The sequence below is a fragment of the Thermaerobacter litoralis genome, from assembly GCF_054654595.1.
Genome location: NZ_BAAIES010000009.1, coordinates 228863 through 253283, shown reverse-complemented (window position 1 = coordinate 253283; position 24421 = coordinate 228863). Strand labels below are relative to the sequence as shown.

At 74.9% G+C, this 24421-nt stretch carries 16 protein-coding genes; 6 read left to right on the top strand and 10 right to left on the bottom strand.

Annotated features, from left to right (window positions below; translation table 11 throughout):
- The first annotated feature begins 64 nt into the window (after nt 1-64).
- Nucleotides 65-1291, top strand: a complete 1227-nt coding sequence (locus ACYQ02_RS08185; RefSeq protein ID WP_460039960.1) for an S-methyl thiohydantoin desulfurase family protein — start codon at nt 65-67, stop codon at nt 1289-1291.
- A 223-nt stretch (nt 1292-1514) separates the two neighbouring features.
- Nucleotides 1515-2420 (top strand): NAD(P)-dependent oxidoreductase, encoded by a 906-nt coding sequence (locus tag ACYQ02_RS08180; RefSeq protein WP_460040332.1) that lies wholly within the window; start codon nt 1515-1517, stop codon nt 2418-2420.
- Nucleotides 2421-2663: 243 nt separating this feature from the next.
- On the opposite strand, the gene ACYQ02_RS08175 is transcribed toward ACYQ02_RS08180, so the two are convergent.
- Together ACYQ02_RS08175 and hepT are read right to left on the bottom strand one after the other, a co-directional pair.
- Complete coding sequence (locus ACYQ02_RS08175) at nt 2664-3155, bottom strand: hypothetical protein (RefSeq protein WP_460039959.1); 492 nt, start codon at nt 3153-3155, stop codon at nt 2664-2666.
- 439 nt (nt 3156-3594) lie between these two features.
- Entirely contained in the window at nt 3595-4722 is a 1128-nt protein-coding gene (gene hepT / locus ACYQ02_RS08170; RefSeq protein WP_460039958.1) for a type VII toxin-antitoxin system HepT family RNase toxin, read from the bottom strand.
- Nucleotides 4723-4973: 251 nt separating this feature from the next.
- On the opposite strand from hepT, the gene ACYQ02_RS08165 reads away from it, so the two are divergent.
- Together ACYQ02_RS08165 and ACYQ02_RS08160 are read left to right on the top strand one after the other, a co-directional pair.
- Entirely contained in the window at nt 4974-5336 is a 363-nt protein-coding gene (locus ACYQ02_RS08165; protein WP_460039957.1) for a hypothetical protein, read from the top strand.
- A gap of 399 nt (nt 5337-5735) precedes the next feature.
- The gene (locus tag ACYQ02_RS08160; RefSeq protein WP_460040331.1) at nt 5736-6641 is read left to right on the top strand and encodes an NAD(P)-dependent oxidoreductase; all 906 of its coding nucleotides are present in this window, start codon (nt 5736-5738) and stop codon (nt 6639-6641) included.
- Between the two features lie 440 nt (nt 6642-7081).
- Here the strand turns inward: ACYQ02_RS08160 and pckA are convergent, their stop codons facing one another.
- Nucleotides 7082-8677, bottom strand: a complete 1596-nt coding sequence (gene pckA / locus ACYQ02_RS08155) for a phosphoenolpyruvate carboxykinase (ATP) (protein WP_460039956.1) — start codon at nt 8675-8677, stop codon at nt 7082-7084.
- On the opposite strand from pckA, the gene ACYQ02_RS08150 reads away from it, so the two are divergent.
- Both ACYQ02_RS08150 and ACYQ02_RS08145 read left to right on the top strand, forming a co-directional pair.
- Nucleotides 8676-8873, top strand: coding sequence for a hypothetical protein (locus ACYQ02_RS08150; protein WP_460039955.1), 198 nt, complete (start codon nt 8676-8678; stop codon nt 8871-8873). The two genes, pckA and ACYQ02_RS08150, sit on opposite strands and share 2 nt — an antisense overlap.
- Before the next feature lie 348 nt (nt 8874-9221).
- On the top strand, nt 9222-10748 hold the full coding sequence (locus tag ACYQ02_RS08145; protein ID WP_460039954.1) for an NOL1/NOP2/sun family putative RNA methylase: 1527 nt from the start codon (nt 9222-9224) through the stop codon (nt 10746-10748).
- Here ACYQ02_RS08145 and ACYQ02_RS08140 read toward each other — a convergent pair.
- From ACYQ02_RS08140 to ACYQ02_RS08110, 7 genes are all read right to left on the bottom strand, one after another.
- Nucleotides 10714-12147 (bottom strand): MFS transporter, encoded by a 1434-nt coding sequence (locus tag ACYQ02_RS08140; protein ID WP_460039953.1) that lies wholly within the window; start codon nt 12145-12147, stop codon nt 10714-10716. The two genes, ACYQ02_RS08145 and ACYQ02_RS08140, sit on opposite strands and share 35 nt — an antisense overlap.
- A 337-nt stretch (nt 12148-12484) precedes the next feature.
- Nucleotides 12485-13309, bottom strand: coding sequence for a hypothetical protein (locus ACYQ02_RS08135; RefSeq protein ID WP_460039952.1), 825 nt, complete (start codon nt 13307-13309; stop codon nt 12485-12487).
- Between the two features lie 125 nt (nt 13310-13434).
- On the bottom strand, nt 13435-16794 hold the full coding sequence (locus tag ACYQ02_RS08130; protein ID WP_460039951.1) for a VWA domain-containing protein: 3360 nt from the start codon (nt 16792-16794) through the stop codon (nt 13435-13437).
- Entirely contained in the window at nt 16784-19414 is a 2631-nt protein-coding gene (locus tag ACYQ02_RS08125) for a DUF7407 domain-containing protein (protein WP_460039950.1), read from the bottom strand. The genes ACYQ02_RS08130 and ACYQ02_RS08125 overlap by 11 nt, the downstream gene beginning before the upstream one ends.
- A 320-nt stretch (nt 19415-19734) precedes the next feature.
- Nucleotides 19735-21021, bottom strand: coding sequence for a DUF58 domain-containing protein (locus ACYQ02_RS08120; RefSeq protein ID WP_460039949.1), 1287 nt, complete (start codon nt 21019-21021; stop codon nt 19735-19737).
- Nucleotides 21022-21038: 17 nt separating this feature from the next.
- A complete protein-coding gene (locus ACYQ02_RS08115; RefSeq protein WP_460039948.1) occupies nt 21039-22217 on the bottom strand; it encodes an AAA family ATPase in 1179 nt (392 codons plus the stop codon).
- Between the two features lie 104 nt (nt 22218-22321).
- Nucleotides 22322-24289: a hypothetical protein gene (locus ACYQ02_RS08110; protein ID WP_460039947.1), complete on the bottom strand. Its 1968-nt coding sequence runs from the start codon at nt 24287-24289 to the stop codon at nt 22322-22324.
- Nucleotides 24290-24421 lie beyond the last annotated feature (132 nt).

Genomic DNA, 24421 nt, shown 5'->3' with positions numbered 1-24421 from the left:
AGATCGGTTGGGTGGGTTTGTTGGGTTGGCGCTGTTTGAGCGAGCTAGTGGGGAGTGAACGGGCATGGAAGCCATGGGTGATGGGGCGACCGGCACGAACCCGGCGGGGACGAACCGGCCCGCCGCCGCAGCGGCTCCGTGGGTGGCCGGCGGCTGGGAGGTGACCCCGGACGATGTGGAAGCCATCGCCGTGGGCGCCGGCATCCTCGGCACGGGCGGCGGCGGCAACCCCTACCTCGGCAAGCTGCAGCTTTTGCGGTACCTGCGGGCCGGGCGGCGGGTGCGGGTTCTTCCGGCCGATGAGGTGCCCGACGACGCCCTGGGTTGCGGGATCGGGGGCATGGGGGCCCCGACCGTGGGCTATGAGAAACTTCCCGCGGGCACGGAGATGACCGGCGCGGTGGAGGCCCTGGCCCGCTTCGCCGGCCGGCCGCTGGACTTCGTTCTGCCGGGGGAGATCGGCGGCGCCAACGGGCTCGTGCCGCTGATCGTCGGGGCGCTGCTGGACTTGCCGGTGATCGACGCCGACCCCATGGGCCGGGCGTTCCCGGAGCTGCAGATGGACACCTTCATGATCAACGGCGTCTCGCCCTCGCCCTTCGCCCTGGCCGACGTCCACGGCCACGCGGTGATCTTCGACCGGATCCGCGACCCCTACTGGGCCGAGCGCCTGGCCCGGGCCACCACCATTGCCATGGGTGGCTCGGCGGGACTGGCCATGCCGCTGGTGGAGGGCCGGCAGGTGAAGGCCTTCGGCATCCCCGGCACCCTTTCCCTGGCCCGCCGCCTGGGGCAGGCGGTACTGGCGGCCCGGGCGGCCCACACCTCGCCCGTGGAGGCCATCCTGAAGGAGGTGCCCGGTGTCCACCTGCTGGACGGCAAGGTGGTCGACGTGGCCCGCCGCACCGTCCAGGGCTTCGCCCGCGGCGCCGTGCGCATTGAGGGCTTGGGGGCCTTCGACGGCCAGGTAGTGGTCATCGAGTTCCAGAATGAATACCTGGTGGCGCGGGGAACGGGTGGCGAAGCAGGGGATGGCCCGGAGGGGAACGACGGCCAGCCGCTGGCCTGCACCCCGGACCTGATCTGCATTGTCGATACGGAGACCGGCGAGCCCGTGGCCACGGAGGTCTTGCGGTACGGGCTGCGGGTCAGCGTGCTGGGCCTGGCGGCGCCGCGCCAGCTCAAGACTCCCGCGGCCCTGGCGGTGGTTGGGCCCCGGGCCTTCGGTTACGACGTGGAGTTCCGGCCCTTGCCGGGGGATCTGCTGGACCGTCCCGGAGACTCTGCGTAAACGCTTGGGCAGACCCGTGATGAGGGGCGCTCGGTCTGCACGGGTAAGCTGGGACAGGCACGGCGTGACGCCAGTCCATGGGATCAGGCTGGGACCGGGGCGGGGGCCCGACCAAGACTTGACGGGCTGCGGCTGAGTCGGGAGGCGGGTACCCGCGACATCACCGCAAGACATCGACGAGATGTCGGCGAACGAGGTGGGAGGTCCCATGCCTTTGCGCCGTGTGGGATGGATCGGCCTTGGCGCCATGGGGAGTCGCATGGCGCGCAACCTGATCAAGGCGGGTTTCGAGGTGGCCGTGTGGAACCGGACGCCCGCCCGGGCGGAAGAACTCGGCCGATCCGGGGCCGTGGTGAAGGCCTCGCCGGCCGAGGTGGCGGCCGGGTCCGACGTGGTGGTGACCATGGTCGCCGATCCGGCGGCGGTGGCTGCGGTGGCGCGGGGCTCGCAGGGCCTGCTGGCCGCAGCGGAAAGCGGGCGCCGGTTCGTCTGGGTCGACATGAGCACCATCGGGCCGCAGGCCGCCCGGGAGTTCGCCGCGGAAGCTCGGGAGCGGGGCATCCCCTTCGTCGATGCGCCCGTCAGCGGCAGCCTGGGGGCGGCGGAAGAGGCGCAGCTGGTGATCCTGGCCGGCGGTGACCCGGCCGTGGTACGCGAGCTCGAACCCCTCTTCACGGCCTTGGGCCGCAAGACCATCTACTTCGGCGAGGCGGGCCAGGGCCAGGCGGCCAAGATCGCGGTCAACCTCGTGCTGGCGGGGCTTTTGCAGGTGGCGGCGGAGGGCCTGGTCCTGGCGGAGCGCCTGGGGGTCGACCGGGAGGCGTTCCTCGACCTGCTGGAATCCGGCCCGGCCGCGGCGCCGCTGATCAAGATGAAGCTGCCCGCCTGGCGCAGCGGGGAGTTCCCGCCCCAGTTCCAGCTGGCCCTGATGCACAAGGACCTCGGCTTGGCCGTGGCGGCGGCTCACGAGGCGCGCGTGCCGATGCCCGCCACCGCCCAGGTGGCCCAGACCTACGCCGCCGCCACGGCCGGCGGGTTAGGGCATCTCGACTTTAGCGCCATCCTACGCGAGATCGAACGGCGGGCGGCTTTGGAACCGAATCCAGGGAACGGGCCGGCGGCAACTTGAAGGTCTTTGTGCCCGTAGGCGCTTGGGGCGTCCGCGCCCTCGTGGTTCGAACTGCTCGCGCTGGGGGATGCGTGGGTGTTGGGCCTGGGGACGATCCTGGGCCTCCTCTTCGTGGCGATGCAAATCGGCATTGCCCTGTTCCTCCCCGAATGGTTGCCGTGGTCCACGTGCGGTATCTGACCCGGCCCGTGCTGCTGGCGGGGGTGTGGGGGATCGGGCTCCTCCTGGGTTGGGGATAGTGGTTCACCGGCAGCATGGCTGGACCGCGGTGTGGGCCCATTGCCGGCCCTTTGCATCAGGTCTGACCGCCAGGTCCATCATGATGCTTCCGGCCTCCTTAAGCTGGCCGAGCTGCGGCCGTCGGTTGGCCGCCTCGAGGCCGCAGCGGGGGCATGAGCGACGGAAGGCATTGCGCGTATGCGAATCGAGCAAGTGCGCGAAAAAACTCGAACTTCCCACTGGCACCAAAGGCCAATCGGACAAATCGTACGTAATTGGCTTGCGGAACCGCAGAAAAGAAAGGACGGCCGGGTGGTCAAGGCCCCCAATACCGTGGCATCCGCAATCCCCCTCGATGGTTTTGAGCGCAGGGGCGGCGATGTCGGACAGCGTGCGTGCATCCACTTGTTCGGGTTCACGGGCGTACCCGCCCACTCCCATGTGGGCGGTGCCGCGGGAGGGGGCCACTCCACCCACCACCTCGAGCTCAACGGCCCATGTGTAAATGCCGCGCACCCTCCTGCCTGCGCTCCGCTGCCGCCTCCGCCCACCTGTTCCCCTCGACAACAAACCGAACCCGGTCGCCGACCACGAGCGGCACGCGGGTCAGGCTCGCGTAGCACCGCTCACCCGCCATCACAACACGGATGTCGCTGCGCACCTCGCAAACAACGCCTATCGACGCATCATCTGAAACCGCCAACGGCGCATCATCTCCACCTGGCTCTGGCGTACCCGCCTCCTCTCGTTCCAGGCGTGCTCGGTACTTCGCTGAGCGCCTCTCCCTCGCTCTCAGCGCCCGGCGGTTCTTCCACTTCCGGTCGAACCAGTTCTCCCGCGCTCTCCGCAACAGCCTATCCCTCCTACCCCTGCCTCCGCCTTGCCGCAGCGCTCGATTGGAGCCCGCTCGCTACAGGGGGTCCTGTCCCCGGGTGACGGCACCGGGGAAACCGGATTAGAACAACCGGCGGACGACAGCCCCGATGAACAGGTCGAAGTCGCCCAGACGATGGGCCAGGATCCCATGAACCTCTTCGGGCGAGATCGTGTCGTAAAGGTGCACCGCGCGATTGCGGAAGCGGACCATCCGGTGGAAGGTGGCCCGGTGCTCCGCAGGAAGGATCCCAGCTTCCACCAGCAGGTCAATGGCTTCGCGGTACGACTTGGGAACCCCCAGGCCCAGGCGGGCCACAATGTGGTTGGCCACGTCGATCATCGCCTCGATGGAGGTCTGTAGCATGTGGACGGCCGCGGCCTCGGCGATCTTGTCGTCGCGCAAGGCAGCGGGCCCGCGCCGGGCGAGGGCCTCCAGTTGCACCAGGTTCCTCCGAATGAAGTCGATCTTGTCCCGTACCTTCTCCCGGTCGATGACGCCCAACGTCGTGGTCGGGGGTTCGCCGTTCATTGCCGGCCGGGTTTCCGGCACACCTTCCGCGCCGTTCCTGGGCGGATCTGCCGCCGGCCGGCCGGGTTCGTCCGGCGTTGTGGGGCCGCCGGGATCCGGATCTTCTCCCTTGGCCCTGCCCCTGATCCTGGCCCTGGCCGAATCCTGGGACTCGCCAGACGAATGGGAAGGCGGTACCTCGTCCATCGGAGCGCAGGCCTCCTTGAGCAGGGTGCAGGCCTCCTTCAGCGGGGCATAGGCCTCCTTCAGCGCCCGGTCGTAGTCCAGCGCTAGGCGCCGGTAGTCGGGCTCGAAATCCCCGTAGAGCTTGCACACGCGTTCCCGGAAGTCCGCCAGGGCCACGGGATCGGCGACGTAGAGCACTCGGCCGTCGGTCAGGACGCGCAACTGAAAGGGCAAAGGCGTCCGGTTGAGGACGGTGACGGACACGTCTTCGAGGCCCAGGGCGTCTTCCACGTCGCCCTGGAGGTTCGCGAGTTCCCGCAGGTCCGGAAGCCGCTCCGGCCGGTAGACCACGGCCAGGTCCACGTCGCTCAGGGGCGTCTGGTGCGGGGTGCCGTAACTTCCGTGGAGGAACGCGGCCACCAGGCCGTCGAACCGGGCGAAGACGCCCGGAAGGCGGCCGAGCCGCTCGTCGACGCGGAGGAACTCGCCAGTCACCCGCAGCTTACGGACCACGGCTGCGAACCTCCCGTATCAGTATGATGTTACCACCGGCGAAGGCCCACCGGCCGATGGAGTGGCCCGCCAGGGAAGGAAGGACGAGGGAAATTCGAAAACGAGGCGGGGTGATAGTAGGTGTTGCCGTCACGCCGCGCGAAACCCTGCGACGGCGGCCTGCGCCCGGTCGAACCGGCACGGTGCCGTGCGTAGCCCGTGATGAGGGGCGGTGACCGCTCGTGTGGGGCGCCTGGTTTGGAGCCGGGACGATGGTCTTTGCCGTCAGCGTGCTCGCCCTGAGCCACCGCATGGCGCCGGCGACCGCCCGCCGGTGGGGCTGGGCGGCGGTGGCGGCGTTGTTCGCCTTCGCCCTGATCAGTGTCTTCTCGATCGGACGCTACGTCATGCTCCTCACCCTGGCGGCGGTCGCGGCCGTGGCCGCCCGGGAGGCGGGGCGAGCGGCCGCCATGCGGCTGCTGGCCGTCCTGGGGGCCACGTGGGTGGCCGTCTCCCTGGGCCTGGTGGCGGTGTTCCCGGCCATGGCGGGCGTCCAGGAGCTGGTGCTCGAGTTCGCCCTGGCCCTGCTGGCGTACCGCTGGGCCGTAGAGCGGCCCACTCTACGAAGAGGATGAGGCCGGGAGGCCGGCCGGGTCGTACGGGCGCCCGCTCTCGCGCGGTGTGGTCGGGGTCCGCAGTATGGTCCGGGGCCGGCTGCACGGGCGGCCCGCGCCCGAGCAGCGTGGCGCGCCGCCGAGGCCGTGAGGGCGGCGCCCCGTCGGGTAGGGTGAGCTCGGCGGCCGGGCCCGATGCGGCCAAAGTCTCGCCGGAAGGACGCTCGGTCTGCACGGGTGAGCTGGGACGAGGACGGCGTGACGCCAGTTCCCCACCGGATCAGGCTGGGATCGCGACAGGGTCCCGCCCAAGACTCGACGGGATGCGGCTGAGTCGGGAGGCGGGTACCCGCGACATCCCCGCAAGACATCGACGAGATGTCGGCGAACGAGGTGGGAGGTCCCATGCCTTTGCGCCGTGTGGGATGGATCGGCCTTGGCGCCATGGGGAGTCGCATGGCGCGCCACCTGATCAAGGCGGGTTTTGAGGTGGCCGTGTGGAACCGGACGCCGGCCCGGGCGGAAGAACTCGGCCGGTCTGGGGCCGTGGTGAAGGCCTCGCCGGTCGAGGTGGCGGCCGGGTCCGACGTGGTGGTGACCATGGTCGCCGATCCGGCGGCGGTAGCTGCGGTGGCGCGGGGCTCGCAGGGCCTGCTGGCCGCAGCGGAAACCGGGCGCCGGTTCGTCTGGGTCGACATGAGCACCATCGGACCGCAGGCCGCCCGGGAGTTCGCCGCGGAAGCCCGGGAGCGGGGCATCCCCTTCGTCGATGCGCCGGTCAGCGGCAGCCTGGGAGCGGCGGAAGAAGCGCAGCTGGTGATCCTGGCCGGCGGTGACCCGGCCGTGGTACGCGAGCTCGAACCCCTCTTCACGGCCTTGGGCCGCAAGACCATCTACTTCGGCGAGGCGGGCCAGGGCCAGGCGGCCAAGATCGCGGTCAACCTCGTGCTGGCGGGGCTTTTGCAGGTGGCGGCGGAGGGCCTGGTCCTGGCGGAGCGCCTGGGGGTCAACCGGGAGGCGTTCCTCGACCTGCTGGAATCCGGGCCGGTCGCGGCGCCGCTGATCAAGATGAAGCTGCCCGCCTGGCGCAGCGGGGAGTTCCCGCCCCAGTTCCAGCTGGCCCTGATGCACAAGGACCTTGGCTTGGCCTTGGCGGCGGCTCACGAGGCGCGCGTGCCGATGCCCGCCACCGCCCAGGTGGCCCAGACCTACGCCGCCGCCACGGCCGGCGGGTTAGGGCATCTCGACTTCAGCGCCATCCTACGCGAGATCGAACGGCGGGCGGCTTTGGAACCGAATCCAGGGAACGGGCCGGCGGCAACTTGAAGGCCTTCGTGCCCGAAGGTGCTTGGGGCGTGCGGGCCCGTGGTCCCCATTGCTGGCGCGGGGGGATGCGCGGCAGGTGTGGGGCCTGGGGACGATCCTGGGCCTCGTCGTCGTGGCGGTGCAGATCGGCATTGCCGTGTTCCTCCCCGAACGGTGGCCGTGATCGAAGGTTGCCGAGACCGGCGTTGTGCAGGTTGCGGTCATCGCAGCGGTCGCAGAGCGCGATGGATTGACCAGCAAACACACCCCGCCCCGGAGTCCGGGGCGGGGTGTCGACCATCGAAGTTGCGACATGCTCGATGTCATGTTCGGATGGACAGGGTAGGCCAGTGAGCCCGGCGACCCCGGGGCTCGGCGGCCTCCGACCCGGCCCGCCGGCGCCGCCGCTCCGCGACCCCACGGCCGTCGCGGCCCCGTACCGGCGCCGCTCGGACCCGCGATTACCCCACCCGTGGCCCCGCGGCCCGGATCTCCTCCGACACGCCCTCGAAGCGCCGGAAGTTCTCGACGAACCGGGCGGCCAGCTCCCGGGCCTGGCGGTCGTAGGCCTCGGGGTCGGCCCAGGTGCCCCGCGGGTCCAGCACCTCCGTCGGCACGCCCGGGCAGGCCGCCGGCACGGCAAACCCGAAGACCGGGTCGACCCGGTGCTCCACGCCGTCCAGCTCGCCCCGCAGCGCCGCCCGGATCATCGCCCGCGTGTAGGGCAGCTTCATCCGGCTGCCGACGCCGTAGGGCCCGCCGGTCCAGCCCGTGTTGACCAGGTACACCCGCGTCCCGTGCTGCCGCAACCGCTCGCCCAGCATGCGGGCGTATTCGACCGGCCGGCGCGGCAGGAACGGCTCGCCGAAGCAGGTCGAGAAGGTGGCCTCGGGCGAGGTCACGCCCCGCTCGGTTCCCGCCAGCTTGCTGGTGTAACCCGACAGGAAGTAGTACATGGCCTGCTCGGGTGTCAGCCGGGCGATGGGCGGCAGCACGCCGAAGGCGTCGGCGCTCAGGAAGAACACGGTCTGTGCGTGGCCCGCCACGCCGGGGATCACCGCCCCGTCGATGAACTCCACGGGATAGGCGGCCCGGGTGTTCTCGGTCAGATCGGCCCGGTCATAGAGGGGCTGCCGGGTCTGCGGGTCGAGGATCACGTTCTCCAGCACGGCGCCGAAGCGGATGGCGTTCCAGATCTGGGGCTCGTACTCGCGGGAGAGGTTGATGCACTTGGCGTAGCAGCCGCCCTCGAAGTTGAAGATCCCCCGCTCCGACCAGCCGTGCTCGTCATCGCCGATGAGACGCCGCTCCGGGTCGGCCGACAGCGTGGTCTTGCCCGTCCCCGACAGGCCGAAGAACAGGGCCACGTCGCCCTCTGGCCCCACGTTGGCCGAGCAGTGCATGGGCAGCACGCCCCGCTCGGGCAGCAGGTAGTTGAGCACGCTGAAGATCGACTTCTTGATCTCGCCGGCGTACTCGGTGCCCCCGATCAGGACGACCCGGCGCTCGAAGCTGACCAGGATGAAGGTCTCCGAGCGCGTCCCGTCGGTGCGCGGGTCGGCGTGGAAGGTGGGCGCGTAGAGCACGGTGAAGTCGGGCTCGAAACCGCGCAGCTCCTCGGGCTCGGGGCGGAGGAACAGCTGCCGGGCGAAGAGGCTGTGCCAGGCGTACTCCGTGACCACCCGGACCCGCAGCCGGTAGGCCGGGTCGGCGCCGGCGAAGCCGTCGAAGATGAAGTGGTTGCGCTGGCGCAGGTACTGCTGGACCCGCTCGTAGAGCCGGTCGAACCTGTCCCGCGGGAAGGGCTGGTTGACGGCGCCCCAGGCGATGTGCGGGCGCACCGCCGGCTCGTCGACGATGAACTTGTCCTTCGGCGAGCGGCCGGTGTACTTGCCGGTGGTGACCACCAGCGCCCCGGTGTCGCTGAGCTGCCCCTCGCCCCGGGCCAGGGCCAGTTCCACCAGCTGGGCGGCGGGCAGGTTGCGGTGGACCACCGGCGCCACCTTGCGGCTGGCGTGGGGCGCGGGCTCGTAGTCGTCCCGGAAGCGTGCGTCCATGGCGGGTTCTGACCCCCAGTACGGCCGGGCGTCGCGCATCACGGCCTGGCATCGCGGCCGCGCAGGCACCGCTCCCGCCGCGGCCCCTCCCACTCCCGATCCGGACGAACCGGCCCGCGGCCGGCCCCTGGCCGGCCTGCGGGTGGGGTGGGGCGGGCTGCGGGGCGAGGGTGCCTTGCGCTGCGCGTCCCCTTGACGGCCTGTTGCCGGTTGCGGCGCCCCAACCATGCTCCCGCCAGACCCGGACGGTCCCTGGGGTCCCCGGCGGTCCCGGCCGGTGCCAGGGGAGAACCCTGGGCCGGCGGCGGGAAGCAAGATTGCCTGCGCCGCTTGGGCGTTGTTGCAGGTTCCATTTCAGCACATTTGGGCGGTGGCGGCAATGGCGAACGGGTGACCGGCGCCACGCCGTCGTCGCCGCCGGGACCGGCGGGGGGAGCGGGAACCGGCCCGGGGGCCCGCCGCCCCCCGCCCGGCCGTCGATCCAGTAAGCCAGGAAGGGCCGCGGATCCGGTAACGTTAAAGGGAGGCAAAGGAGGACGCGCCCATGCCCGCCGCCGTCTTCGAACGGTACCGCGCCATCGTCGACGACTGGGACGCCTTCCAGGCCAGCCTGGCCCGCCCGCAGCCCACCACCCTGCGGGTCAACCGGCTCAAAGCGGACCCAGAGGCCCTGCGCGCCCGGCTGGAAGAACGTGGCTTCCGCCTTGAGCCGTACGAGTGGTACCCCGACCTGTGGCGGGTGACGGCCGAGCCCTTCTCCCCCGCCCTGACCCTGGACCACTGGCTCGGCCGGTTCTACCTGCAGGAGGCCGCGGCTGCCGTCCCGGTGCTGGCCCTGGATCCCCAGCCCGGCGAGACGGTGCTCGACCTGAGCGCCGCGCCGGGGGGCAAGTCGACCCAGATGGCCGAGCGCATGGGCGACCGGGGGATGGTGGTGGCCAACGATCCCGACCCGCGGCGGCTCGCCGCCCTTTCCCACAACCTGCAGCGCCTGGGGGTGACGTCGGCGGTCGTCACCCGGGCCGACGGGCGGGAGTTTCCCGGCGGCGTCGCCTTCGACCGGGTCCTGGTGGACGCCCCCTGCTCGGCCGAGGGCAACGCCCGGCGCAGCGCCAGGGCCCGGCAGGGCGCCGGGCGGCACCAGCGGCGCCGCCTGCCGGCCGTCCAGGCCGCCCTGCTGCGACGAGGCCTGGCGCTGGTCCGGGCCGGCGGGGTGGTGGTCTATTCCACCTGCACCTTTGCCCCCGAGGAGAACGAAGGGGTAGTCGATCTCGTCCTCCAGGAGGCCGAGGGTGCCGTGACCGTGGAGCCCTTGCCCGAGGCCCTGCCCGGCGTGGCCGGCGTGACGGCCTGGGAGGGGCGGCGGTTCCGGCCGGAGGTGGAGGCGTGCCGCCGGATCTACCCGCACCACCTGGATTCGGGCGGGATGTTCGTGGCCCGCCTGCGCAAGCAGGGCCCCGTTCCCTGGGAGGGCGCCGGCGGTGATGGGGCCGGCACCGGTCCAGGGCGGCGGGCTCCTGCTGGGGCCGGGACGCGGTCACCGGCACCGTCCGAGACGGACGGGTCCACCGCCCGCCCGGAGGCCCGTTGGGTGGAGGCCGATGCCGCCTTGCGCCGGCGGGTGGCGGCGTGGCTCCGTGAAGCCTTCGGCCTGGACGAGGGGGTCCTGGACGGTGTCCACGCCTTCGGCAACGAGGACCAGGGGATCTGGCTGGCCGCCCTGAACCGGATCCCCGGCTGGGCGGCGGTGTGGTCGGCAGGGATCCGGCTCGTCCGGGGCCACGGGGCGACGTGGAAGCCCACCAGCTTTGGCCTGATGCACTGGGCGTCGGGCGCCACCCGCAACGTGGTCGACCTGGACCGGGCGGGGCTGCGGGCCCTGCTAGAGGGCCGGCAGATCGCCGCGCCGCCGGGCGCGCCCCTGGCCCGGCGGGGCTGGGTCGTCCTGCGGTATCAGGGCCACGCCGTGGGCTGCGGGTTCTGGGACGGCCAGCGGCTGCGCTCGGCCCTGCCCCAGGAACGGGCCGGCGAGCTGCTCAGCATCCTGCGGCGGGAGGATCCGGAGACGTAGGGTCCGCCGAGCCGTTGCGGAGCACCCACCGCCATGCCACCAGCGCTCCCGTGGCGGCCAGGCCCAGGGACACCGCGGGGACCGCCCCGAGTCCTGCCAGGTCCGCCACCAGCCCGCCGGCCACGCTGCCCAGGGAGGCCGCCAGGGCCGCGCTGCCTTCGTAGATGCCGACCCCCTCCCCGCGGCGGGCGGGCGGGATGGTCCGGCTGATCACGCCGGTGGCGCCGGTGGCCGTCAAGGGGTAGAGGGGCAGGGCAAAGGCCGCCACGGTGGCCAGGGGCGTGCGGAAGGCCGTGATCAGGCCGTACATCGCCACGTAACCGGCGATCCCCAGGGTGAAGACCCGCCGCGGCCCCCACCGGTCGGCCAGCCGACCCACCGGCGCCATGATGAGGATGCCCAGGGTGCTGGCCACCCCCAGGGCCCAGCCGACCTGCCCGGTGCTGCCGTCCAGGTATTCGGTGAGGTAGGGGCCGAAGACGGCGAAGAAGGCCTCGTTCCCAGAGGCGGTGAAGAGCACGGCGGCGGCGATGGCCACCACCGCCGGATAGCGCCAGATGGGCCGGCCCTCCAGCCCCCCGGGGTGGGCGGGCGCCGGCAGGGGGACGGCAGGGGATGGCGCCCCCACCGCCGCCGGAGCCGCCTGGGGCGCCCCGCCGTTAGGGACCCGGCCGGACGAACCGGCCGCGCCGGCCGCCTCGGGCGCGGGGCCGGCAGCGTCCCCGGCCGCGGGCGTAGAGCCGGCCGGCAGGTGGGTCGCCGCCAGCGCCCCCCTTGCCTTCGGGGTGCGGGTGCCGGCGGCTGCCACCGTCCGGGCCACCACCGCCGCCGCCAGCAAGGCCAAGGCCGCGCACAAGAAGAAAGAAAGCCGGATCCCCGCCATGCCCGCCGCATCCGCCAGCCAGCCGCTGCCGAAGCTGCCGGCGGCCCAGCCCACCGACCGCGCCCGGTAGAGCCGGGCCGCCGCCTCGCCGGGCCGGTCGGGATGGCGCACGGTCAGCCAGGCGACGGACAGGGGCATCACCGCGGCCAGGAAGGCGGTGGTGGCCACCATCAGGCCGGCAAAGGCGGCGGACGAGGGCACCAGCGGTAGCAGGGCGAGGGCCGCGGCGCCGCCTGCCAATCCGGCCGCTACCAGCCGGCCCGGGCGCCCCGTCAAGTCCCCCCACCGCCCCCACCGGCCCGCCATGACGAAGGTGGCCAGGGAGGCCAGGGCCAGGGCAAAGGTGACCACCGCCAGGCGCGGCTCCCCCAGTCCCTGCCGCATGAAGACCGGCGCATAGGCGTAAACGGCCACGCCGGCTGTCCCCTCGACCGCCGCGGCCAGCAACAAGGCGTTCGCTGCAGAGCGGGCATCCCGGGCGATACCACCCCGGGCATCCACAGGACGGCGGGTCATGACCGGCGGACGGCCTCCCGGTACCGGAGCTGGCAAATCCAAACAGACGTCCGCTATTCTAGCCGAGCCTTGACCCGCGGTCAAGATGACCCGTCCCGGTGCCGGTTAAGGCGCCTGCCAACGGGCAGGCGATGCTGGTGTCGAGCACGCGCCCGGGCGGAGGCGGCGAGCCCCGAAGCCGGCGATGGCACGTCAGGGCGCGGCCAAGGTTAAGACGGCGGCGCCGGGGTGGTGCAGGACGCCGCCGCCGTCGAGGCGACGCGAAACGGCACGGATGTTCAGGGGTTGCCATGGTAAGCCCGGTCAAGACCGGCGCGGTGGCCGGCGGGGCATGGTTCTACATGGACGGCGACGGGGACGACGCGGGCTCCCCGGGGTCACCGGTGGTGCCGGGGGCCGGCCGGAGGGAGCGGTCGAGCCACTGCTCCGCCCATTCTTCGAGGCGCTCCTGCTTCCGGCGGGCCTGTTCCTCCGTCAGCCGCCCGGCGGCGACGGCAGCGTCCAGGCGCGCCTTGATGGGGGCGACCAGGGCGTCCACCAGGGCCTCCCGGGAGACACCCCGTTCCTGGGCGATGGCCGCCAGGGTCTGGCCCTGCAGCAGCCGGTCCAGGACCTGGCCCGGGGTCAGTCCCATGGCCTCACCGGCCGCTTCCAGGAGGCCGGGCAGGCCTGCCCCCAGCCCCCGGCCGGGGACGAACCCGCCATGCCACCGGTCCCCGCGACCGCGACCCGGTGCAGCCCGCTCGGGGCGGCCGAAGGGCGGCAGGAGGCGGTAGGCACCCTGGTCGATCCGCTGCCGGAGGGCTTGCGCCCTCTCCTCGGTCATCTGGCCTTGCTGGGCGGCTTGGTCGACCATGCCGGTCAGCACGTGCCGGACGGCTGCCTCCAGCCGGTCGCGGGGCAATCCCAGGGCGGCGGCCAGCCGGTCGAGGAACAGCGACGTGGCCGGCGACGGATCCTGTGCCGTGCCCGCGGGGACCTGGGGGGTTCCCGCCCGGGCCGCCAGGGTCCCGCCGGTTGCGGCGGCGGTCAGGGACGGTGCCGCGGCGGCCGCCGCCAGGGCCAGGCCGCACGCCAGCAGGGCGCCCAGCCACCGCCGGGGTCCTCCGGGGCGGCGCCCCCGGGCCGGGCTCCCCTCACCCGTAGCGTTCATCCCGTTCATCCGACCCCTCCTCTCGAGCCCGCCGTTGGCCAAGGCGGGCGCTGGCACCACCGTACCCCACCGGTGTTGCGGCCGTTTAAGGAACCCGTAAAGGATGTGTAAACGAATGGCGCCAGGCCGCCCGTCTACTGCGAGGGGTCGATGTGCCGGCGGACCCGCTCTGCCGCCCGGTGACGGGAGCGCAGGCGGGCCGCTTGGAGCCGGGCCAGGGCCGGGTCGACGGACGTTGGAGGGCTACCGGCGGAAGAGGGGCCGTTACCGGCGGGCGCGCCGGGGCCGGGTGGAACCGAGCCCGGCATCGCCCCGCCCGACGGGGCTTCACCGGGCGGACCGCCGGATGACTGAACGCCCGGCCCGGCCGCACCGGCTGCCACGGTGCCGGGGCTGTCCTGGGCGGGCCCGGGCTTTGTGGGGCTGGACGGGCCGGAGCCGGCGGCCGCGCTTGAGCCTTCCGGGACGAACACGCCCCCGACGGGGCCGGGTTCCCGGGCGGGCCGTCGTTCCGGCTCACGGAGGGGGGAGGGGGTAGCGGGTCCGCCAGGCAGCGTGGGCTCCCACGGCCCGGTTGGCGAACCCTGCGGCGCTTCCGGCGTCCCGGTCCAGGCTTTCCGCGACGGGCCGGGGCGGGCCGCCACCCGCCGCCGCACCGGCGACAGCCGCCACACCGCCGCCATCCGCCGCAACGGCGACAGCCGCCGCACCGCCGCCGGGATGAGCCCCCGCAGGCGCAACCGCCCATCCCAGCCCAGCCGGCGAGCCGCCACGTCGGCGGGCAGCAGCAGGGCTGCCAGCAACAAAAGGAACGGCCAGAGGGGGCGCCGCCCGGGCGGCGCTGGCAGGCCCGACGGGTCCAGGGCCGCCGGCAGGTCGAAGTCCTCCCACGCCCAGAAGCGGCCGCCCGTCACCGCGGCCACCGCCTCCAGCACCGCCCTGCCGGATCCGTCGGGTGCTCCGGGCAGCAGTTCCGCCGGATAGGGGACGGCGACGGTGGTGGTGAGGACCCGGTCCGGCTCGGCTTCCACCACCACGGGGTGGACCCCGGCCTTCGCCACCGGGACCATGGCCTGGGATTGCCCCGCCCCCACCGGCCGCAGGGGCGCCGCCGCCTCCCCGATCCGCACGCGCCCGGCCGGAGGCGGCGAGCCGTAGACCGTCACCGCCACCAGGCCCGAACCGGTGGGGCGGGCTTCGACCCGCCACGGGGTGGCGCCCCGGCCTTCCTCGTGAGCACCGCCTCCGCCCTGCGGGCGCTCAAGGCCCTCCCGACCCCCAGAGCCCGCCGTCGCCGCCGGCCCGGCGCCGGCCGGACCGCTGCCCCCACCGGGTCCCGTTCCTTCCCCGGCGAGCCAGTCGGCCACGTTGGCCCAGAGGCGGGCGTAGGGGCGGGGTTCTTCCAGCCAGGCCGCCACGCCGGGGCCGGCCGTGGGACCGGTCCAGGCCACCGCCCGGCCGAGGCCGTAGTACCAGGCGGCCAGCACCGGGTCGCCGTCGGGTCCGGTCAGCAGGACCTCGGCCCGGTCCTTGGGGCTGGTGAGCACGTACCCGCCCAGGGGCGGCAAGGTGATGTCGCCAGGGCCGCGGCCACCCCCGTTCCCCGGCGGCGCGGAACCCCTCGCCCCGGATCCCGCCGGCCCGAGACCCGCCAGCAGGGCGCCCGGCCCGCCGGCCGCGCCCAACGCCGTGACGGTGGGGAGGAAGGGCTCGTCGACGACCAGGGGCCGGGCCTTCAGGACCGCGTCCCGCACAAGCAGGGAAGGCAGCTGGCCGGGGTCGCGGGCCACGTACATGGCACCGCCCCCGTGCCGCGCCAGCTGGTCCAGGACCCCCAGGTCGGCGTCGGGACCGATGGCCACCGTCGACAGGGTGATCCCTGCGTCCCGGAAGGCCTCCGCCGTCCCCGTCACGTCAAAGGGTTCGGAAACGCCGTCGGTCAGGGCGATGACGTGCCGGACGTCCGCCTCGACGCCCTTCATGAGGTTCAGGGCCGCGGCGAGCCCGGCGCCCAGGGACGTCCCCCCGCCGGCCTGGGCCGGAAAGGCGGCCAGCACCTGGTCGGGGTCGGTGACCGGCTCGAGGTTCCGGGTCACGGAGGCCTGCTGGTCGAAGAGGACGACGCCCAGCCGGTCGAAGGAGGTGAGCAGCTGGGCCACCCGCCGGGCCGCCTCCACCGCCATGGCCAGTTTGGTGCCCTCCATGCTGCCCGAGCGGTCGATGACCAGGGTCAGGGCCACGGTGGGCAGGTTCTTCCGCGCCCGGACGTCGGTGTGGACGGGCAGGGCCCGCTCCACGGGGGTTCCCGCGTAGCCCCCCGGCCCGAAGGTGTCGGGCATGCCGGCCAGGGCCAGGCCGCCGCCCAGGTCCCGGACGAACCGCTCCAAGTCGGCCATGGCCCCTTCGCCCAGCGCGGGGGCGGGCACGTTGTCCAGGATGACGGCGCCATAGCGGGCCCAGCCGGCCAGGTCGGCGGGGCGCTGGGCCAGGGTGCGGTGCTCGACGGCGAGGCCCTGGGCGGCCAGGGCCCGGGCCAGCAGGGACCCCTCGTCCTGGCTCAGGACCAGCACGGGGCGGGGACCTTCCACCTGGATCACCGCGTCGAAGGCGTTGTTGGCCGCCTCGCCGTCGGAGGCGGGGTCGAGGGCCTCGACCACCGCCTGCAGGGGCCACGGCCCCGGCCGGGAGGGCGTTGCCGTCAGGACGAACCGGCTGTCCCCGGCGGCCAGGTCGACGGTCCGGCTGGCCACCGCCGTCCCGTCCGCCATGAGGTGGAGGCGGGCCTGGACGGGGTGGGTGGCGCGCACGGTGATCTCGACGGCCACGGGCCGGCCCGGTTGGGCGGTGGCCGGTGGGCGGACCCCGATGACGGCCACGTCCGGACCGGGGAGCGGGTCGACATGCACCGTGTCGACGGTGATGCCGGCGGCGGCCAGGGCGCGGGCCTCGGTCACCACGTCGCCCTGGGTGGCCCGGCCGTCGCTGATCACCACCACCCGGCGCCAGTGATCGGAGGGCAACAGGGCGGCGGCCACCCGCAGCGCGGCCGCCAGGTCGGTGGCCTCCCGGTGGGCGGGGGTGGTCCACGCGGGGAAGGGCGGTTGAGGAAGGGGCGCCGGGGAGCGCTCGACCTCCGCCGCCCCGCCGGCCGAGATCAGGGCGACCTGCACCGGTCCTCCGCCGGCCGCCCGCTGGGGGGGATCCTGGAGGAACGCGGCGACGGCCGCCGTCACCGGCCCCAGGGCCGGTTCCATGCTGGCCGAGCGGTCGACGACCACGGCCACCGCCAGGCCGCGGGCACCCAGGGGCAGGGTGGGCTCGGCCAGGGCCACGATCACGCAGGCCATGGTCAGGGCCCGCAACCACCGGGCGGGCCGGCGGGAAGGAAGCCGTGCGGCGTAGGCCCCCGGTTTCCCAGTGACCCCCCTGACGGATCCGGCGACCAGAAGGGGAATCACCAGCAGCAGCAGGACCCAGGGGCGGTCAAAGCTCATGGCGCACCACCCACGTTCCGGCCGCCAGGGCGGCCAGGACCGCCCAGGCCGCCCACCGCCAGGCTTCGGTGGTCCCGGCGGGCGCGGGGGCCGGGGAGGAGGACCCCGGCGGGGGCGGCGCGGACCCCGGGGGATCGCCGGCGGCGGCCGGGGTTCCGGGCTGGGACCCGGCCCCCAGGCCGGCATCGGCACCGGGCTGGACCCCTCCAGGGGTTCCGGCAGCCGCGTCGCTGGTCCCGGTCCGGGCCGCCTCCGCCAGCGAGGACTGGGCCACCGCCGCCGACTCCAGGGGGTCGGGGCGCACCCACACGGCCGCCTGCAGGGTCCCGGGGCCGCCTTGCGAGCCGGCCCCATCGGGCCCGGCCGCCGGTTCCTCCGCGGGGAACCCGGAACCAGGCGGTGATGCGGAACCGGACCCGGACCCCGCCGCGGCGCCCGGCCCACCCTGGGCTGCGGCGTTGCCTCGTTCCACGGCCCGGGCCGTGATGCGGTAGAGGCCGGGTTCGTCCGCCACCGCACCCGCGGGGAGGACCCGGCCCGACGGCGTGCGCACCGTGACCGCCGTCACCCAGGGGGAGGGCGCCAGGGGAAGGGGGTGGCCGGCCACGGCGCCGGTCGGGGCACCCAGGCCGCCAGGGGCCAGGTCGTCCACCAGCGCCTGGACCAGCAAGGGCCACACCGGCCGCAACAGCAGGGTTCCCTGATAGGGGTCGAACCCCAACACGACCCGGCCCCCCTGCCCCGGTGCAGGAGCCCGGTAGGTGGCGATGGGCCGGCCGTCTCCGAGAAGCAGGGGCTCCTCTCCCGGACCTGGTACCAGGGGACGGGCGGACAGGAGGGTGACGCCCTCCAGGGGCACCAGGGCCAGGAGCCGGGCGGCGCGACCTCCCGGCGGTACGGCCAGGGACTGGGGCCGGAAGGGGCGGGAGGAACCCGGCGAGACCTGCGGAGTCCCCGGCTGCGATCCCAGCCCGCTGGGTGCTCCTGGCGCCCCCGGTGCTGTGGGTGCTCCCCGCGCTCCCGGCCCGCCGGGCGCTCCTGGCGCCCCCGGCGCCCCGGCCGCTCCTCGTCCCCCCGGTGCCCCGGGCGCTTCTGGCCCCGCCGGCTCCCCCGGCGGCGGGCCGGCGTCTGCCGGCGGCGGGCCGCCGCCGTCCGGCGAACCGGTGGGTGAACCGCTGGCGCCGGCCGCTGGACGGGCCTGGCCGGCGAGCTCGGGCGCCGTTGGGCCGGGCGGGTCGATCCAGATCACCGGCAGGGTTTCGGGAAGGCCCGCGGGCAAGGGGTGCCCGGCCACCACCAGCAAGTCGAGGGAGGCCAGAGCGGGCCGGCTGCCGGGGGCGCCTTCCTCCAGCAGGCGCACCACCGTGGCGCCGGGTCGCAGGGCCAGGGCCCGCTCGATCAGCCCCGCCTGGCCTGCGGCCAGCAGCCCGATGCGCACGCCCGGGCGGGCGGCGGGCACCGCCCAGGCCACGTCGTCCAGCGGATAGGCGTCGCCGGGCACCAGGGCGACCCGGTAGAGGGGGGCGCCCGCGGGGACGGTAAAGCGGTGTTCGGCCGGCCGGCCCGGTTCCAGCCGTACCCGCTGGGATGGGGCGTTCCCGAAGCCGGCCCCGGGGCTCCCGCCGGCCGGCGGCGGCCCGGGATCCGGCCCCGTCCAGGGCGTGCCGGCCAGGGTTGCCGGCTCGACCAGCACGTCCACCTCCGCCGGCGCCCGGCCGTAGTGGACCAGGGTGACGGTGATGGTCGCGGTTTGGGGCCCGGAAGGCCCCGCGCCGGATCCCGCCGGCCCTGGCCCTTCGGTGGCCCCTTCTGGTAGGGCGGCGGCGGGGACGGGCGGGCCGGCGGCGACGATGGCCGTGTTCTCCTCCGGTTGCCCCACGGTCAGGATCTGCAGGGGGTGCAGGCCGGCGGGGGGCCTTGCCAGCTGGGCGGCCAGGGCCGGATCGCTGCCGTCGGTGACCACCCGCACCGGGCTCTCGGGCGGCAGGCCGGCGGCGGCTCCGTAGGCGAGGGCCAGGGCCGCGGCCCAGTCGGTGGTGCCGCCGGAGGGCCGGTTCGTCCGGTCGAGGGCGGCGGCGATGGCCGCGGGGGACGCCCCCGGCCCGGCCAGCCAGCGGAGCTCCGGGCCCGCCCAGAGGAGGGCGCCGCGGAAGCCCGGGCCTGCGTGGCGCAGATCTTCCCGGATCGTCGCCAGGGCCTGTTCCCAGCGGTCCCCTGCGGCCATGCTGGCGGTGGCGTCGAGGACCCAGACGGCCCCGGCCGCGGCCGGGGCTCCGCCGGGAAGAAGGGGCCGGGCCAGGGCCAGCGCCAGGGCCAGGGCGGCCAGCAGTTCGAGCCAGAAGGAGAGGCGTGAGCGGAACCGCTGCCACGGGTGCCGGGCCACCGTGTCGCGGGCGGCCAGCCGCCAGAGGAGGGTCGATGGTACCACCTGCTGGCGGGGCCGCCGGCGCAGGAGATACAGGACCAGGATGGCCGCAGCTCCCAGGACGGCTACCAGCGGGGCCAGCCAGCCCCAGCCGGCGGCACCCCAGCCCCAGGCCGCGGCCCAGACCGGGCCGGCACCGGTGTACGGAAATTCGTTCGCGACCGGCCGGCGGCCGCCAACGCCCGTCTCGTCCAACGGCCCGTCCCCCCGTCGTGGCCCTCCCCTTGCCGTCGACCCGGCCCCTGCCCGCAGCCTCAACCGCGCCGCGGCCCTTGCCGTTGCGTTTGCCCTCGACGGGCCCTCACCCTGGCCCTGCCGTCGCCGTCGCCCCTATCGCGGTCCTGCCGTCGCCGTGTCCCTTGTCGCGGCCCTGCCGCCGCGATGGCCCTTGCCTGGCCCTTGCTCGGCCCTAGCCCGCACCCCTGCCCTTGTCCGGTGTCCCCGGCGCCATCCCCTTCCCCCGGGGCTCGCGGGCCCGGCACCGGCGGCACCCAAGACGCGGAGGCAGCCGAAACTCAGCTCAGCACCCCGGCCGGAACCAGGTGTTCGACCACCAGCGGGCGCAGGGGGTAGGGCGCGGGTGCCACCACGTGGACGACCCCATGGGCGTGGCAGGCCCGCCGCCAGCCCTCGACCCAGCGGGCCACCCCCTGGAGATAGGCCTCCAGCACCCGGGCGTCGATGGTGATCTCCACGGCGGCACCCGTCTCGGCATCCACCAGGGTCCACTCCCCCGGGGGCGGCGGCAGGGGAAGGACCGGATCGCCGTCCAGGCTCGCCGCCCCACCGGATGCCGTCCCCGGCGCCTGGCGGTGGCCCCGGGCAACCACCGGTCCTGGGCTGGCAAGGGCTTGAAGGCCCGGGGCGCCGGTTCCTCCACGGTTCGGGCCTCCCAGCGGCGTCCTGCGGTTCCGGCCACCGGCCGGTCCCCCGGCCCTCCCTGCGAGGGCCCCCAGCTCCCAGGGCGCCAGCAGGTGGATGATTACCCCTTGCCCGGCACCGGCCAGCAGGGCCGCCACCTGCCGGGCGTACGGGCCGGGATCGCCGTCCCTTCCCCAGGCGGCGGGGTCCAGCAGGTCGCTGATCAGCACCGCCAGGCCGCCCCGCCGCCGCGGTGCACCCGCCGGTCCCACGGCGGCGGCGCCGGGCGGGCCGGTGTCCCCCTCCCGCCACCGGCTCAGGGCGGGCAGGAGGGCCGTGGCGGCGGGACCCGGGAGGTGCCCGGCGCTCGGGTCCCCCGTTTCCCGGGATGCGGGCCGGGACGCGGGGGAAGCCTGCCCATCCGGGCCCCGCCCATGGGCGGCGGGGGTGCCGTGGGTTCCACCGGCGAGGACGGCAGCCGCCTCCAGCCAGGCGGCCAGGCGGGACAGGCTGGCCCGCCCCCGGCCCGCTCCCAGCCGGCGGGCCCCCGTCCCTTCCAGCCACACCACCTCGAGCCGGTCGCCCTGGCGCAATCCGCAATAGCCGAGGGCTGCGGCGATCCCAAGGGCCGCCGGCCCCTTGCCGCCGGCCGCCATGGAGGCCGATCCGTCCAGCAACAGGCTGACCAGCCTCTCCTGCTCGGCGGTGTACTCCCGCACGAAGGGCCGGTCGAACCGGGCCAGGGCCTGCCAGTCCAGGAAGCGGGGATCGTCGCCCGGCACGTACTCCCGGAAGCCGGCGTACTCGAGGGATCGGCCCTTGCGCCGGGTGCGGTAGGGCCCGGCCCCTGCCGCGGGGGCCGCCGGCCCGCCCCGCAGTTGCAGCCGGTCCAGCACCGCCCGCACCGATCCGTCGATCCACCGCGCCAGCCCCTCGCCCACGGTCCCTCCGCCCTCCGTCATCGCCAGGGGGCCGGTTCGTCCAGCACGGCGGCCAGCTCGGACAGGACCTGGTCGGGCCCGACGCCCGCCGCCTCGGCCTCGAAGTTCAGGATCAACCGGTGGCGCAGGGCGGGGTAAAGAACCGCCTTCAGGTCCTCGTAGGCCACGTTGAGCCGGCCGGCTGCCAGGGCCCTGGCCTTGGCCCCCAGGATCAGGGCCTGCAGCCCGCGGGGGCTGGCACCATACCGGACGAACCGGCGCACCGCGGGCGGGGCCTGGGGGTGGTCCGGGTGGGTGACGGCCACCAGGTGGGCAGCCCGGCGGAGGACCTCGTCCGCCAGCAACACCCCCCGCGTCAGGGCCATCCACTCCCGCACTTCGGCCTCTCCCGCCGCCACGGGCGCGGGCTCGGGCGGCTGCACGCCCGTGGTCAGGCGGCCGATGTGGACCAGGGTCTCCTCCGAGGGGTACGGCACCAGGACCTTGAAGAGAAACCGGTCCAGCTGCGCCTCCGGCAGGGGGAAGGTGCCCTCCATCTCCAGGGGGTTCTGGGTCGCCAGGACGAGAAAGGGGCGGGGGAGGGGCCGGGTGGCGCCGCCCGCCGTCACCTGGCCTTCGGCCATGGCTTCCAGCAGCGCGCTCTGGGTCTTGGGGGTGGCCCGGTTGACCTCGTCCGCCAGCACCAGGTGGGCCCAGATGGGGCCCGGTTCCCAGCGCCAGCCGCGGCGGCCGCCGGGTTGCTCTTCCAGGACCAGGGTGCCCAGCAGGTCGGCGGGCATCAGGTCGGGGGTGAACTGAACCCTTGCGAACGTCAGCCCGAGGACCCGGCCCAGGGCGCGCACCAGGGCGGTCTTGCCCAGGCCCGGCACCCCCTCCAGCAGCACGTGGCCGCCGGCCAGAAGGGCCCAGAGCACCTGATCGACCACGTCCTCCTGGCCGACGATCACCCGTTGAACCTCGGCCCGGACCCGGGACAGCCCGGCGGCCAGGTCGTCGAGCCGGCGGGCCAGTGGCTCGGGGTCCGGAGCGGGCCCGCCCTGGCGCTCGGCGGATGGGGCGCCGTCGGGCCCACCCCCGGGCTCGGAGGCGGCACCGGGCCCGCTCTGGAGGGTGGAGGCGGCACCGGCACCAGGACCGGGAACGGGACCGGGTTCGGGGACCGGCGGGGGCCGGTCGGCCGGGTCGGACTCCCTCATCATCGAACCTCCTCAACCACCGGGCGTGGGGGATGGCCCGCGGCGGCCGGACGGGCGGAGGGCGCCGGGTACGGCAGCCGGGCTTCTGGATCCAGGGACCGGCCTCATCGCGCCGGTTCGCCGCCGGCGCCGAAATACGCCCGGATGAGCCAGCGCAGTTCGGGGGGCAGGTGACCGAGGCCGGTGTCCAGGTCCTGGGCGGCCTCGGCACCCCAGGGACCCTGCAGGTTCTGGGCCGGCACCGCTTGACCCGGTGCCACGACGACGGCCTCCGGGCCCCAGCCGGGGAGCTGGACGGAACCGGGGGTCTGGGCGCCAGGAAGCCAGGCAGCGTAACCGCCGGTCAGGCCCGGGGGCTGCGCACCGGCCAGCGGCGAACCCGCGGTCTCGGTTCCCCAGCTGGAGCCACCCGCCGCCGGGGAGGACCCGCCACCCTGGCCGGCGGTGCCGGCCGTTCCGCCGCCTCCAGCTCCGCCACCAGCTCCGCCACCGCCTCCCGCGAAGGAACCATCCCCGAAACCGGCGCCGCCGGAACCGTTCGCTGGTCCCCGACCGCTTCCCTGGCCGGATCCCGCACCGGCCTCCGCACCGGAGCCGGCCGCGTTGGGGCTCGTCCCGGTACCGCTGGCGGAGCCGCCGGGTTCGGTGGCGGCGCCGGATCCGGGAGGGGATCCGAAGGGGGAGGGATCGCCCGCGAGGGGGAGGCCGTCCATTCCTGACGGCCCCGGGCGGGTTCCCGCCGCCGCCGGGACGCCGGTCAAGTCAGCCTCCAGGGCCGCGGCGTCCCATGCCAGCTGCTGCAGGCCGGAGGCCAGCTCCGCGAGGCGGGCCGCAAGACCTGCCAGGTCTTCCCCGGCAGGGACGGGATCGGCGTCGGGGCGGCCTCCCGTGTCGCCCGAAACCCGGCCGCCCGCGGCGGACGAACCAGCGCGCTGGGCACCGGCTGCCGGGGCCGGTCCCGCCCCTGCCGAGCCGCCCGCGGCGGGGGAGCCTGGCGAGCCTGGCGAACCGCCGCCCCAGGGGCCGCCGTGGCCGGCCGCCACCTGGGCCACATCGGCTGCCCGGCGTGCCGCTTCGGCGGCCTGGGCCAGGCGTTCGGGCCGGGGATCGGCCTCGGCCTGCCGGAGCCGTTCCTCCAGCCCGGCCAGGGCCTGTTCCAAGGCCGCGGCCTGGCCAAGACCCGGCGCCGGGGACCCCGCCCCGCTGGAACCCTCCGGCCCTGCTGGGCCGTGAGACCCCTTCTGGCCGGAACCTTCTGACCCTGCCGGGCCGTGACGTCCGGCATCGCCGGTCTGCGGGGTGGCGCCGGGTGCCGGAACCGTCGCGGGGTCTGCCGCCGGCGGCCGGATCGCGTGGCGGGCGGCTGCCACCTGTTCCCGTGCTTCGGCCAGCTGCGCTCGCCACTGGGCCCGCTGGGCCCGCAGGGGGGCCAGGGGATGGGGAGCCAGCCAGAGGGCGAGATCCACGGCCAGGGCCAGGACCAGCACGGTCGCCCACGACCGCCAGCCCGCGGGGGCCAGGGGGAGCCGCCGGGGATCGGCACCGGCCAGGGCTGCGAGCGCCCGCTGGCGTTGAGCCAGGACGAAGGCGCCGGGGTCCCGCGACGCCGCCTCCGGTTCTCGCCGGGGCCCCGGTGGCGACGGGGCGGACGAGCGACCCAGCGGGGTTCTCCGCCCCGCCCCGGCCCGGACGGCGCGGCCCTTGCCCCGGGCCCCCAGGTCCCCGGCGGCGTACTCCCAGGCCGTGACGGCCTGCTGCCCGAGACCGGCGGCGGCGTCGGCGGCCCGGGCCGCCGACGCCCAGCCGGGCCGGGTTCGTCCCAGGTGAAGGACCGTTCCGGCCAGGATGACGACCCCCAGCCCCAGGGCCGCCCGGCGGCCCCAGGGGTCGACGGCCCACCGGTCGAGCAGAAGGGGCAGGACGGCGGCGACGGCGGCCAGGGTCAACCCGCGCACCAGCCCGCCCAGCACGTGGCGCGCCAGCAGCCGGCGCCGCCACGGGGACAGGGCGGCACACAGGGCGGCGGCCGAAGGGACCAACGGGTTGGCTCGAACCTGCCGCATCGCTCTCATAGCCTGCGTCCCCTCTCCATCCCCCACCGGTCATCCCCTCGGGCCCCCACCGGTCTGCACGGCCCCTTCCGGTCCTTCCCCCCACGTTCCGGGTCCCGCGGAGGGCCCGCGGCCCCTGCGCAGGTCCCCCGC